This window comes from Burkholderia sp. E168m22 (genome assembly GCF_001319805.1).
GTDB lineage: Bacteria > Pseudomonadota > Gammaproteobacteria > Burkholderiales > Burkholderiaceae > Burkholderia > Burkholderia orbicola.
In genome coordinates this window covers 150,842-164,226 of record NZ_BBSK01000112.1, presented here as the reverse complement: position 1 = coordinate 164,226, position 13,385 = coordinate 150,842, and the positions used below count along the sequence as shown (strand labels likewise).

The window sequence follows — 13,385 nt, the reverse complement described above, 5'->3', positions numbered from 1 at the left end:
GCGGGCGATTCGCAATTTTTTTCGATTTATATAACGCTATTCTCGCCCTGCGCATTATCGAATGCATGCCGTATGTCATACCGACTGCGCCGGATGATTCGGGGAAGAATTGACATCTCGCGGGCTTCAAGCCATCTGGCCGGCCGATCCCTCATGTGAATGACTACCCTGTTCAGGAGAGCATCCGTCATGGTCGCCAGAAAACGCATCCAGGCCGCGCTCGTTGCCGCGGCGATCGCCGCATTTGCGCCCTCTGCTCACGCAGCCAACACCACCGACTGGATCGCGAACACGTACGGCACGCTCGCCGCGCACGTCGGCAACGTCGCGCGCGCGATGTGGGTAGCCCCCGAAGGCGTGATCTACACGGCGTCGATGTGGGACGAGGATGAAGGCGGCGTCGCGATCTACCAGAACGGCAAGAGCATCGGCTCGATCGGCGCGCATTCGGAATTCCAGGGCAGCGCGATCACGGGCAACGCGACGTCGCTGTTCGTCGCGCTGCAGCCCGGCAAGACGTACGGCAGCGGTGCGGTGGGGCGCTACAACCGCGCGACGAAGGTTCGCGACCGCGTGATCCAGATCAGCGCGGCGACCAACCAGCCGCGCATCGACGTCGTCACCGGGCTCGCGACGGCCGGCTCGCTGCTCTATGCGAGCGACTTCTACGGCAATCGCGTGCGCGTGTTCACGACCGATGGCGTGTGGCAGCGGGATATCGCCGTGTCGGCGCCGGGTGCGCTCGCGGTGGACGGCGCGGGCAACGTGTGGGTCGCGCAGAAAAGTGCCGGCTCGATCGTCGGCTTCAGCCCGACCGGCGCGCTGCTCGATACGATCCGGATGCCGGCCGGCTCGCATCCGTCGGCGCTGTATGTCGATGCGGCGGCCGGGCAACTGCTGGTGGGCGACGAAGGGCCCGACCAGAACATCAAGCGCTATTCGATCTCGGGCCGGCCGGCACTGGCCGGCACGTTCGGCGTGCGCGGCGGCTATCTCGACACGACGACGGGCATCAAGGGGCAGGTCGGCCCGCAACGCTTCACGCGCATCGTCGGGATCGGCAAGGACACCGGCGGCAACCTCTATGTGCTCAACAACCCGTGGGGCGGCAGCTGGGATCTCGGCCGCAACGGCGCGACCGACATTCATGCGTACGGCAGCAACGGCAATCTGCGCTGGACGCTGCAGTCGCTGAACTTCGAAGGCATTGCCGCGCCGGACCCGGTCACGGACGGCGCGCTGTTCTACGGCGCCACGCATATCTACAGCGGCAGCGCGGGCGGCAAGTTCGTCGCGAACACCGTCGATCCGTTCACGTATCCGTCGGACCCGCGCATCAACATGAACGATACGCAGCGCGACGAACACTTCGGGCTGCTCACGTCGGTCGGCGCGAACCGGATTCTCGTCGCGGCCGGCCAGAACCCGCCGGTCTTCTACTTCTATCACTTCAACGCGGCGAACGGTTACGTCGCGATTCCGGACGGCTCGATTCCCGGCCCCGCATTCAATACCACGCAGCGCGTGACGGGCGGCTTCAGCCTCGACAGCCAGGGCGGCGTATGGGCCGGCCTCGACAAGACCGGCGCGATCACGCATTACCCGCTGACCGGCTTCGACGCGAACGGCAAGCCGTCGTGGGGGCCGGGCGTCGCGACCCGCATTCCGGCCAGCATCGTGCCGCTGACGCGCATCGTCTATCTCGCGGACAGCGACACGATGGTGCTTGCGCAGGGCGCGGTCGGCAGCAACGACTGGACGTCGATCGGCACGCGCATCGAGGTGTATCACGGCTGGCGCGCGGGCAACACGACGAAGCCCGACCCGGTGATCACGCTGCCGCACAGCGGCGCGAAATCGATCGACGCGGCGGGCAACCATCTGTTCGTCGGCTACTGGTTCAGCAGCAGCGGGCCGCTGTGGCCGAACGTCGACGCGTTCAACCTCACCACCGGCAATCTCGACACGACGCTGGTCAATGCGAACCCCGCGACGGTCGACACCAGCAGCGCGATCGATGCGATGTACAGCATCCGCGCGTACCGCCGGTTCAACGGCGAGTACGTGGTGATGAAGAACAACGTGAAGGGGAACAGCATCACCGTGTACCGGTGGACGCCCTGACAGGCTGAAGGTGCTGAAGACGCCGAACGTGCAGCCGCGTCGGGCAGCGGCCGTACTCGCGAAGTCGTGAAAGCAATCGTGAGTATTTTCGCGGGATTGTTGCGCAATGCGCATGCAATGCACCGCGGGCACCCTGCGCGCCGCGCCGTGCCGGACCCGCTTGCCGAACCTCCCGACGTGGAAATGCGGTTCCGTGCACAATGGCGGCGGCTCCCGCGGACGTTGTGCGGGCGTGCACGATGAACGAGCGCGGCGGTCCCTGCCGCGTTTCTTATGCTTGAAGCGACCCAACGATGAAGAAGAAAACGATCCCGAATCGCCTGTTGACGATCGTCGCGCTGGCCGGCGCACTGAGTGGCCCGGTCCACGCGCAGACGGCGGAGACGGTCGCGACCGTCAACGGCACGCCGATCACGCAGGCCGACGTCGATACGCTGCTGCGCGCGTCCGGGCAGCCCGATTCGCCGCAGATCCGCCAGGCGATCAAGAACCAGCTGATCACGCGCGTGCTGGTTCAGCAGGCGGCCGAGAAGGCGAACTATGCGGACAAGCCCGAGGTCAAGGCGGCGATGCAGCAGGCGAAGGTGACGGCCGAGGTGCAACTGTACCTGCGCGACCACGTGAAGCCGGAGCCGGTGACCGACGAGCAGGTCAAGGCGCGCTACGACGAACTGGTCGCCGCGCTCGGCAAGAACGAATACAAGCCGCGCGTGATCGTCGTCAAGGACCCGGTCGCGGCGGCGACCGTGCTGAGCGAGCTGAAGGCGGGCAAGTCGTTCGACGGGCTGGCACGCCAGTACAGCCTGGCGCCGAGCCGCGATACCGGCGGCGAGCTGCCGTGGGTGAGCTTCAATACGCCGGCGGCGGAAGGCAAGACGGCCGGGCTGCCGCTGCCCGTTGCGCAGGCGCTCGAGAAGCTGACGGTCGGCGCGACGACGAAGGATTCGATTCCGGTCGATGGCGTGCGGGCGATCGTGAAGCTGGATGCGAAGCGGCCGACGCAGGTGCCGGGTTTCGAAACCGCGAAGCCGACGCTTCAGCAGCAATTGCAGGCGATCGCGGCCGAGAAGGCGAGCGCGCAGATGATCGGCAATCTGCTGAAGGACGCGAAGATCACGCAGTAAGGGCCATGCGACGGCGTCGACATGACGCGCGTCACGCGTGCCAGACCATGCTCGCGCTCGTGTCGGTTTCCGACGCGACGCGAAAGCCGAGCCGTTCGTAGAGCCGCCGCGCCGGGTTGCCATGTAGCACGCTGAGCGATACCGGCACGCGCGCGTGCGCCGCGTCGGTCAGCAATGCGTGCAGCACGGTTTTCCCGATTCTCTGGCCCTGGCGCGCGGGGAGAATCTGGATCTGATGGACGTGCCATTCGCTGGCGGCGCGTGTCACCTTCAGCAGGCCAATGGCATCGGCGCCTTCACAGACGATCATCGCGTCGTCGAAGTTCGCGCGGATGCGCTGGTCGTGCGCGTCATCGTCGGTCGGCGCGCCGACGCGCTGCAGATGCTCGGTCATCGTGAGTCGACGGAGCGTCAGCAGGAACGGGAGATCTTCCTGAGACGCAGCACGCAGATGGATCGCGGGTTTCATCAGTGATGAGAGGTTGCGTCGGGCGCGACGCTTCGGTGCGGATCACATGCCCGGCAACCGAATTTGCAGGCCGGCCGGGCGATGTTCGAGGACATCCGTGACCTCGTATTCGGTTTTTGCCCCGTCCGAAGTTTGCCACTGCTGCATACGGACATTGCACAAGAGCACGTCTCCCTTGCTGAAACTGATCTGGCTGTTGTTCACGCGCGACAGGAAGCCGGCATCGGTGATCGTCGCGTGAATCGTCGACGTGCCGTCGTACAGGCGCCACTTGTTGTCGTCCTTGAACGCGAGCGACACGATCGAGAATGCCATCTTGCGATGCTCGTCGAGCAGGAGCGAGTCGGTCGGCTCCGGCGCGTGAAACCATGCGATCTCGTTGTGGGCGACCGTCTCGTATACCTCGGTATCGGTGCCGGCAGCGAAAATCTCGATGCCTTCGCGCGCTAGCGGCGCAAGCACTTGTGCGATGGCTTGGCGAACGCGGACGTCACTCAGCAGCGTGAGGACGGGCAGGTCGATTTCCAGTTCGTCGCCGTCGACGTCCAGCACCGCGGTGTTGTTCTGCATCCGCACGTGCGTGATCTCGCGCCCACGCAGCCATTTGAGGACGGCGAAAAGCCCCTTCCTTGCCCTGGGCGCGGCGATGCCGAGCGCGGTCAGGATCGTCACCGCATTGGCGAGCGCCGTGCCTTCGTTGCCGCTCAGCATGTCGCGCATGCGGCCGAGCAGCGAGGTCGCGAGCGTGAAGTCGATGCCGAAGCTGCCCGTCTTGAAGCTGCCGCGCACGTTGACCTGCGGCCGGACCTGAGCGCCGCACAGTGCGCGCGTCGACGCGTCGAGCAAATCGCCGAAGGCCAGCAGCGCGGGCGCGAGTTCGCGTACGTCCATCTCGGACGAATCGAGCGTGGGCCCGTCGTACGTGATGCGAAATCGGCTCATCGCGTCGAAGGGGCCGATATCGGCCGGGCCGGTACTGTTTTCATCGTGTGCGGTCATGTCGAGTGCTGGCAAGAGAGCTGGACGATACCCGAAACGAACGCTTTCGGATGCCTTTCATCGTAGGGCCGAATGACCGGCCGCAGGCGATTTTGGCCATCAGGACAAGACGACTTGCAGACATGTCCCGATAGCGCCCGGCAAGCAGCGAACTTTTCCGATACTTTCCCGGTCACAACCGCCAGCTTGCGGGGGCGCGCCGGTACCCCGAACGTGCTGCCGCCTTCCGGTATTCCGTCGTTCCACCCGCCCGCCTATCATGCGCACATCGCTCGCACGCACGGCGCAATACACAGGGATTCTCGATGGACACCAAACGATCGCGGCCGGGGCTCGTCGCCGCGCTGCTCTGGGCGGCGCTGTATCTCGCGACCGGCTACATCTCGCACGAATTCAACGGCCCCGTCCGGCTGACGGGCTACATCTGGCTGCCGGCCGGTGTGACGGTCGGCGCATTCATGCTGCGACCGATGCGCGAATGGCTGACGCTGGCCGGCGCATTCCTGGCCGGGCAGCTCGCGCTGTCCGCGATCGAGCACGGCAGCTTCGTCAACGCGGTGCTGTTCACGGTGGACGAGGTCGGCGCGGCCGCACTCGCGGTCTGGCTCGTGCAGCGCGTGCGCTTCTCGCTCGAAGGGCTGTATTTCCTGCGCTCGGTGATTCTGGCCGGCTTGATCGCGGGCGTCGTCGGCGCGATCGGCGGCGCGGCGTGGTACACGACGCTCAAGGGTGCGCCGTTCTTCGACGTGTGGTCGGTGTGGGCCGCGTCCGATTTCGTTGGCGTGCTGCTGGTCACGCCGGTGCTCGCGTCGTGGTCGCGCTTTCGCGCGCACCGCTCGGGCGACCACGAGCGCTTCGACCTGGTGCTCGGCATCGTCGCGTTCGCGTTGCTCGCGGTCGTCGCGCTCGTGATCTTCGATGGCGATACGGCGCGGAAATTCGGCACGGGCGCCGGCTTCGCGCTCACCTATGTGCCGCTGTTCCTGACGGTCGCGGTGACGCTGCTGCTCGGCGGCCGTGCGGGCTCGTCGTCGGTGCTGGTGCTCGCGCTGATCGTGATCGAGCAGACCGCGCAGGGCGACGGCCCGTTCGCGTCGCTCCACGAGCATTACGGCAGTGCGCTGCTCGAAGCGCAGCTCTATCTGGCGGTCGCGTCGCTGCTGGTGCTGACGGTGAGCACGCTGAAGACGACGCGCGAGCGCGTGCACGAGCATGCGGCGGTGCTGCAGAACAACATGGAGCTCGCGCTCGCGAGCGCCGGCCAGATCGCGTACGTGCTCGATCCCGAGTCGGGCCGGATCGAATGGAGCGGCGACGTCGAGCGCGTGTTCGGCGTCGGCGTCGACGCCGCGCAGATCGCGAGCGTGCCGCTCGTGCTCGAACGCGTGCAGGCGGGCGACCGCGACGCGTTGCGCGACTACTGGAATGCGGAGATCGCGGGCGAGGACCGCGCGTCGCTGTCGCTGCGCATCGTGCTGCGCGACGGCGGCACGCGGACGATCACCGACCACGGCGCGCCGTTGCTCGATTCGAACGTCGACGTGACGGTGGTGGCGGGCGTGTGGCAGATCGAACGCGTGTGGCCGGCGGACGAATGAGCGGGCACGCGTCATGACGGGCCGCACGGCCGTGCTGCTGATCCACGGGCTCGGCGGCACGCAATACGATCTCGGTTCGCTGCACAAGGCGATGCGGCGCGCGGGCGCCGACACGCACATGATCACGCTGCCGGGGCACGGCACGCGCCCGGAGGATCTGGTCGGCGTGCGCGCGGAGGCGTGGCTCGACGCGGTGACCGAGCAGTACCGCGCGCTGGAACGCGAGTACGACACGCTGCACGTTGCGGGGATGTGTATGGGCGCGCTCGTCGCGCTGCTGCTGTGTCATCGTGTGCAGCATGCGCGCGGCCGGCTCGCGCTGTTGGCCGCACCGGTATTCATCGACGGCTGGTCGACGCCGTGGTACCGGTCGCTGCGGCACGTGCTGTATCGCGTGCCGGGTGTGGCGGAGCGAATGCGCGTGGAAGAAGGCGATCCGTTCGGCATCAAGAACGCGACGATCCGCGCGATCGTGAAGAAGAAGTTCGAGCGGCAGGACAGTTTCCACTATGCGTGGGTGCCGCTCGCGTGCGTGCGGCAGGTGGACCGGATGCGCGACTGGGTACGCGATGCCGCGCCCGGCACGCCGTGCCCGACGCTCGTGCTGCATGCGCGCGAGGACGAGCTGACGAGCCTGCGCTCGGCCGATTTCCTGCTGGAAAAGCTGCCCGACGCGCGCGGGATCGTGCTGGAGAACAGCTATCACATGATCTGCGCGGACAACGATCGCGACGACGTCGCGCGGCACGTGCTCGAGTTCTTCGGCTTCGATCCCGTGCATGCGGTGAGCCCGGCGATGGCGCGGCGGATGGGGCGGCTGGGATCGTGACGGTGGTGCAACCGTCACAATGGCGTCAATCCGGGGGCAAATCCATTTGAGGTTGTTGCGATCTAGTCTGGAAGGAACGGACGTGCGATCTTGCGGCTTGCGGCGAGTTCGATCAATCGTATTCGACACGGGGTGCGAAGGCCGGATATTGCCGGGCCATGTCCTGCAGGCAGTCGCGCATCAGCTTCGCGTCGCGGGGAAAGCGGCGTTCGAATTCCGACCAGCCTTTCAGCCGGAGAATGGGCGGCATATCGACCAGTGCGGTAATGGCGTCCCAGAACGCATCCCAGTTTCTTCCATACCAATCCGGGAAACTCAACTTCTTCATCAGCCGTACGTGCAACTGTTCGGTCGATTCGATATCGTCGAGTTCGATTTCTACCCGCGTGTCGCGTGCCATCATGTTCTCCGACGGACAGGTCGCGAAACATTCAATTCATTTCGCGTTCCGTACCGAGCATCATAGCGCGCGCTTCCGGCCGCCGCGCAATCCGCTCCCGGACCTCCGGCGCCGCCAGGCACGTGGCCACGGCTTCATACCCCGGCGCGCCGGGGTAAGGCGCCACGCGCGCAGGCGGGCTGTGATTGGCCGGGCACAGCAGGATGGTTTCGTCGGGGCCGACCGCCGCGAGATCGAGGATGGCCGACGAGCGCGTCAGCAGGAACAGCGGCCGCATGCCGGCGGCCGCGCCTTCGCGCAGATGCGCGATCAATGCCAACTGCGTGGCTCGGTCGAGGCCCTGTTCGATCATGTCGACGATCTGCGCACGCGGGCGTTGCGCTTCGAGGCTGACGAGGAGTGCCGTCAGCGCTGGCGACGGCGTCGCGCCTTTGGCGGCGAGCAACGCCGACGCGCGATCGACGCGCGACTTCAATTCCGGATCGGCGTGCAATGCGTCGAATGCCGCGGCACAATCGTCGTCCAGCCGATCGAGGCCGACGAACACCGCGCCGGGCAGCGCTTCGGCCAGCCGAAGCGCGAGCCGCGTCTTGCCGCTCCCCAGCGAACCGATGATGTAGTTCAACGGCCGGATATCGCGACACTCGAACCATTCGCCACCCCACGGCCACGGCAGGCTGAACGCGACGCCGGCGCTGCCTGTGTCGACGAGCCGCGCGAGTTCTCCGTCCGTCGGCATCCGCCCCCGTGCAAGGTCGGCGCGCATCGCGCGCACACGGTCGAGCTTGCCGACGAAATCCTGAATCCCGCGATCGAGCGCCGCTTCGTGAGCGGCCAGCGCGGTATCGAGACCGCGCGCATCGCCGTCGAGCACGCTCGCGACCTGCGCGAGACCGAGGCCGAGCTTGCGCAGTGCCGCGATGTCGGCGGCGCGTGCGAGGTCGGCCGGGCCGTACGCGCGGTATCCGGCCGGCGTGCGTTCGGGCGTGACGAGGCCGTGCCGCTCGTACAGCCGCAGCGCCTTGATCGAGACGCCAAGCCGCGCGGCGGCGGCCGATGCGTTCAAACGGGGCGTGTCGGTACCCATCCGTCACCTCTTGCTGTCGATTCGTTGCGGTCAGCATAAAGGCGATCCCAAGGGCCGGGTCAAGCGCGATCGCGCGGCTGTTCCCGTTCAGTCGGCGGCCGCGAACTCGTCCCGCAGCGCGCGATACAGCCGTCGGTAGCGCGCGAGCCGCCCCGCCAGCAGATCGACCGACGCGGCATCGGGCGCGACCGTCTCCGTGACGGGCGGCGCGACGCAGACTTCCTCCAGCGTATCGTTCGTCGCCGCCAGCCGTGCGAGTCGCGCCGCGCCGAGTGCCGCGCCGACCGCGCCGTCCGCATGGCGCTGCATCGAGAGCCCGGTCGCATTCGCGCATAGCTGCGCCCAGAACGCGCTCTTCGAGCCCCCGCCGATGAACGACACCGCGTCGAGCGTCGTGCCGGCCGCGCGCAGCGCGTCGTAGCCGTCGGCCATCGCGAACGCGACGCCTTCCATCACCGCATACGCGAGATCGTCGGCGTCGTGTTCGTTCGACAGCCCGAAGAACACGCCGCGCGCATGCGCGTCGTTGTGCGGCGTGCGCTCGCCGCCGAGATACGGCAGGAACAGCGGCGCGCGGGCCGGATCGGCGTGTTCGGCGCGCGCCGCCAGCACAGCGGGCGTCGTGCCGTGCGCACGCGCGAGCCAGTCGAGGCTCGCCGCGGCCGACAGGATCACGCTCATCTGGTGCCAGCGCCCTTCGACGCAGTGACAGAACGCGTGCACGGCGGCGTCCGGGTTCGGCGCGAAGCGGTCGTTGCCGGCGAACAGCACGCCCGACGTGCCGAGCGACAGGAAGCCGCTGCCGGCACCCGTGACGCCCATGCCGATCGCGGACGCCGCGTTGTCGCCGGCGCCGCCGGCGATCGTCACGGGCCCGTCGATGCCCCATTCGCGCCGCAGCGCGTCGCGCAACTGCGCGGCGGGCGCGTTGCCTTCGACGAGGCGCGGCATCTGCGCGCGCGACAGCTCGGTCGCGGCGAGCATCCGGTCGGACCAGTCGCGGCGCGCGCAGTCGAGCCACAGCGTGCCCGACGCGTCGGACATGTCGGACACGAATTCGCCGGACAGGCGCCAGATCAGGTAGTCCTTCGGCAGCAGCACCTTGTGCACCGCGCGAAACACGGCCGGCTCGTATTTCGCGAGCCACAGCAGCTTCGGTGCGGTGAAGCCGGGCATCGCCATGTTGCCGGTGATCGCGCGCGATTCCGGCACCAGCGCTTCCAGCTCGACGCATTCGGTGCCGGCGCGCGTGTCGTTCCACAGGATCGCGGGGCGCAGCACCTGGTCCGCGCGGTCGATCAGCGTCGCGCCGTGCATCTGGCCGGACAGCGCGATGCCGCGCAGCGCGGCGAAGCCGGCCGGATGCGCGGCGCGCACCGACGCGATCGCGTCGAGCATCGCGTGCCACCACGCCTGCGGGCTTTGTTCGGACCAGTGCGGATGCGGCCGGCTGATCGACAGCGTGGCCGCGCCGGTGGCGAGGGGGACCGATCGGGAATCGGTGAGCAGAACCTTGACCTCGGACGTGCCGAGATCGATGCCGAGGAATGTCACGTGTGAAGCGTCCTGTCTGGGGGGCACGGCGGCCGCGCGCGTCGCGGGGGCGGTGCGTCGTCGCGGCCGTGCGGTTCGTTGAGCCGGTGCAGCGCGCGGAACTTCGACGGCGGCACCTGCTTCATCGCGAGAAACTGACGGTTGAAGTTCGACAGGTTGTTGAAGCCAACCCGGTAGCAGATGTCGGTCACCGTCAGGTCGGAAAACATCAGCAGCTCGCACGCCTCGTTGATGCGCAGCCGGTTCAGGTAGCGCACGAACGACGAGCCGGTGTGACGCCGGAAAAACCGCGTGAAGGTGCTGACGCTCATGCCGGCGAACGCGGCGACGTCGGTTTCGCGCAGCATGCCGGGCAGGTTCTGCTGGAGGTACGACAGCACCTGGTTGATGGTCGACGACATGTAGTGCTGCGCGTCGCTGCGGTAGCCGGGCCCCGCGAGCACGCGCCGCTCGCGGCACGACGACAGCCGGTCGAACAGCGACATCAGGATCTCGACGCGGCGGCAGCCGTGCGCGTTCGCGAGTTCGAGCATCAGCGGCGCGACCTCGACGCCCACGCGGTCGGGAAACTGCACGCCGCGCGCCGCGTCGTCGATCAGGTCGATCACCGGCTGCAGCTCGCTGAACGCGCCGACCATCTTCTCGATCGCATCGCGCGAGAACTGCAGCACGACGTCGCGCGACGGCACGCGTTCGCCGTCGGCCAGCTCGCTGACCCAGTTGTGCGGCAGGTTCGGCCCGGTGACGATCAGGTTGCCCGGGCCGAAGTCGCCGATGTGGTCGCCGACGAACACCTTGCCGCGCGACGCCTGGATCAGGTGAATCTCGTACTCCGGATGGAAGTGCCACTTCGCGACCGAATGCGGATAGTCGTGGACCCACGCGCGAAACGATTCGTCGCGGTGGGTGGGAACGATCTCGAGATCCGGGTTCATCGTGTGCTCCGTCGGGGCGTGCCGGCGTGCTACGGACGGGACATCGACCAGCCCGTCGCGGCGGGCGGCGTGGCGCGCGTCGCGGCCGTCGGCGGCACCGCGTGCGCGATCGGGTTCGCATCCGGCAGCGTGACGTTGCGCTCGGTGCCGGCGTCGAACAGATGCAGGGCTTCTTCGTCGAAGCGAAACGCTACCACGGCGCCGGGCGCCGGGGCCATCGGGGCCGGCACGAGGGCCGCGCACGGCTGGCCGCGCCAGTCCAGCGTGACGAGGGCCTCGGCGCCGAGCAGCTCGACGAGCTCGACCGTGCCGGTCAGCGCGAGCGCGCCCGGGGTCGGATCGCCTTCGGCGACGAGCCGCAGGTGGTTCGGCCGGATCGCGGCCTTCACCTGCTGACCGTCGTGCAGGTGCGCGAAGCGCGGCGATGCAAGCGGCCAGCGCGCGCCGTTGCAGTCGAGCAGCACGGTCGCGCCGACACGCTCGATCGTGCCCGCCGCGAAGTTCATCGCCGGCGTGCCGACGAACCCGGCCGCGAATACCGTGTGCGGCTGGCCGTACAGCTCGGCGGGCGTGCCGATCTGCTCGATGTGGCCGCCGCGCATCAGCACGACGCGGTCGGCGAGCGTCATCGCTTCGAGCTGATCGTGCGTGACGTACAGCGTGGTGGTCTTCAGTTGCCGGTGCAGTCGCTTGATGTCGGCGCGCAACTGCGTGCGCAGCTTTGCGTCGAGGTTCGACAGCGGCTCGTCGAACAGGAACACGGCGGGCGTCTTGATCATCGCCCGCGCGATCGCCGCGCGCTGCTGCTGGCCGCCCGACATCGCGCGCGGGCGGCGGTCGAGCAGCGCGTCGAGGCTCAGGATGCGCGCGACGTCGCGCACGCGGCGGTCGATCTCGTCGGCCGGCACCTTGAGCCGCCGCAGGCCGAACGCGATGTTGTCGTACACCGTCATGTGCGGGTACAGCGCGTAGTTCTGGAACACCATCGCGACATTGCGCTCGCGCGACGGCAGGTCGTTGACGACCGCGTCGCCGATCACGAGCTCGCCGCCGGTGATCGCCTCGAGGCCCGCGATCATCCGCAGCATCGTCGACTTGCCGCAGCCGGACGGGCCGAGCAACACGATGAATTCGCCGTCGGCGATCTCGAGGTCGAGCGGATGCAGCACGGCGGGGCCGCCGTCGTAGTGTTTCGACAATGCGTGGCAGACGATTCGGGCCATGGCTCAATCCATTTCGATCTGAATCTTGACGTCGCGCGGGTGCCCGCTCGCCGCTTCCTCGAACGCGCGCACGCCTTCGGAAAACGGGAACGTGCGCGAGATGAACGGCTTCACGTCGATCGCGCCGGATGCGATCAGCGCGAGCGCGCGCGGAAAGATGTTCGCGTAGCGGAACACCGATTCGATGCGGCCTTCCTTCGCCTGCAGCGCGACGACGTCGAGCGGCACCGGCGCGACCGGCATCCCGATCAGCACCGCGCAGCCGCCCGGGCACATCAGGTCGACGAGGCCCGCATACGCGTTCGCGCTGCCGCTCGCCTCGAACACGACGTCCGCGCCCCAGCCGCCCGACGCCTCGGCCACCGCGTCGGCGAGCGGCCGCGTACGCACGTCGACGGTCGTGACGGCCGGGTTGCCGGCGAACAGCGCGAGCTTGTCCGGCACGACGTCGGCGAGGATCACGCGCGCGGCGCCGCCGGCGAGCGCGGCGAGCGCCGTCATCGCGCCGATCGTGCCGGCGCCGATCACGACGGCAAGGTCGCCCGGCTTCATCGCCGCCTTCTTCGCGGCCTGCAGGCCGATCGACAGCGGCTCGACGATCGCGCCTTCGGCGAACGACACGTTGTCGGGCAGCCGGTACGTGAACGCGGCCGGATGCACGACGAACGGCGTCAGGCAGCCGTGGATCGGCGGCGTCGCCCAGAAGCGCACGTCGGGATCGAGGTTGTAGAGGCCGCGCAGCGTCGCGGGCGAATCGAGGCGCGGCACGCCGGGCTCCATGCACACGCGGTCGCCGACGCGCAGGTGCGTGACGCCGGCGCCCGTCTCGACGACGGTGCCGGACGCTTCATGGCCGAGCACCATCGGCGCGTCGACGCGGAACGGGCCGATGCCGCCGTGGACGTAGTAATGCACGTCGCTGCCGCAGACGCCGACCGTATGCACCTTGATCCGGACGTCGCCGGGGCCGACCGCTTGCGGCAGGTCGATGTCGCGCAGCGCGAGCTCGCGCGTGCGTTCGAGTACGAGCGCTTTCAACGTGT

At 68.1% G+C, this 13,385-nt stretch carries 12 protein-coding genes; 4 read left to right on the top strand and 8 right to left on the bottom strand.

The window, feature by feature from the left end; all coding sequences use genetic code 11:
- The first annotated feature begins 189 nt into the window (after window positions 1–189).
- Together AP428_RS26670 and AP428_RS26665 are read left to right on the top strand one after the other, a co-directional pair.
- Window positions 190–2,124, top strand: coding sequence for an SMP-30/gluconolactonase/LRE family protein (locus AP428_RS26670; RefSeq protein WP_011548675.1), 1,935 nt, complete (start codon window positions 190–192; stop codon window positions 2,122–2,124).
- 293 nt (window positions 2,125–2,417) lie between these two features.
- Complete coding sequence (locus AP428_RS26665; protein ID WP_011548674.1) at window positions 2,418–3,248, top strand: peptidyl-prolyl cis-trans isomerase; 831 nt, start codon at window positions 2,418–2,420, stop codon at window positions 3,246–3,248.
- A 31-nt stretch (window positions 3,249–3,279) separates the two neighbouring features.
- Here AP428_RS26665 and AP428_RS26660 read toward each other — a convergent pair whose 3' ends face one another.
- On the bottom strand, window positions 3,280–3,717 hold the full coding sequence (locus AP428_RS26660) for an N-acetyltransferase (protein WP_011548673.1): 438 nt from the start codon (window positions 3,715–3,717) through the stop codon (window positions 3,280–3,282).
- 42 nt (window positions 3,718–3,759) lie between these two features.
- On the bottom strand, window positions 3,760–4,716 hold the full coding sequence (locus tag AP428_RS26655; RefSeq protein ID WP_011694918.1) for a hypothetical protein: 957 nt from the start codon (window positions 4,714–4,716) through the stop codon (window positions 3,760–3,762).
- A gap of 305 nt (window positions 4,717–5,021) precedes the next feature.
- Here AP428_RS26655 and AP428_RS26650 point away from each other — a divergent pair, with 305 nt between their 5' ends.
- Window positions 5,022–6,314: an MASE1 domain-containing protein gene (locus AP428_RS26650; protein WP_011548672.1), complete on the top strand. Its 1,293-nt coding sequence runs from the start codon at window positions 5,022–5,024 to the stop codon at window positions 6,312–6,314.
- Between the two features lie 13 nt (window positions 6,315–6,327).
- Window positions 6,328–7,143 (top strand): carboxylesterase, encoded by an 816-nt coding sequence (locus tag AP428_RS26645; RefSeq protein ID WP_011548671.1) that lies wholly within the window; start codon window positions 6,328–6,330, stop codon window positions 7,141–7,143.
- 112 nt (window positions 7,144–7,255) lie between these two features.
- Here the strand turns inward: AP428_RS26645 and AP428_RS26640 are convergent, their stop codons facing one another.
- From AP428_RS26640 to AP428_RS26615, 6 genes are all read right to left on the bottom strand, one after another.
- Window positions 7,256–7,543: a barstar family protein gene (locus tag AP428_RS26640; RefSeq protein ID WP_011548670.1), complete on the bottom strand. Its 288-nt coding sequence runs from the start codon at window positions 7,541–7,543 to the stop codon at window positions 7,256–7,258.
- A 31-nt stretch (window positions 7,544–7,574) separates the two neighbouring features.
- The gene (locus AP428_RS26635; protein ID WP_011548669.1) at window positions 7,575–8,630 is read right to left on the bottom strand and encodes a MerR family transcriptional regulator; all 1,056 of its coding nucleotides are present in this window, start codon (window positions 8,628–8,630) and stop codon (window positions 7,575–7,577) included.
- 87 nt (window positions 8,631–8,717) lie between these two features.
- Complete coding sequence (gene xylB / locus AP428_RS26630; protein WP_011548668.1) at window positions 8,718–10,184, bottom strand: xylulokinase; 1,467 nt, start codon at window positions 10,182–10,184, stop codon at window positions 8,718–8,720.
- Window positions 10,181–11,119, bottom strand: a complete 939-nt coding sequence (locus AP428_RS26625; protein ID WP_011548667.1) for an AraC family transcriptional regulator — start codon at window positions 11,117–11,119, stop codon at window positions 10,181–10,183. Before AP428_RS26625 ends, xylB begins: the two co-directional genes overlap by 4 nt.
- 29 nt (window positions 11,120–11,148) lie before the next feature.
- A complete protein-coding gene (locus tag AP428_RS26620) occupies window positions 11,149–12,342 on the bottom strand; it encodes an ABC transporter ATP-binding protein (protein ID WP_011548666.1) in 1,194 nt (397 codons plus the stop codon).
- Between the two features lie 3 nt (window positions 12,343–12,345).
- Window positions 12,346–13,380, bottom strand: a complete 1,035-nt coding sequence (locus tag AP428_RS26615; RefSeq protein WP_006480069.1) for an NAD(P)-dependent alcohol dehydrogenase — start codon at window positions 13,378–13,380, stop codon at window positions 12,346–12,348.
- Window positions 13,381–13,385: the final 5 nt, after the last annotated feature.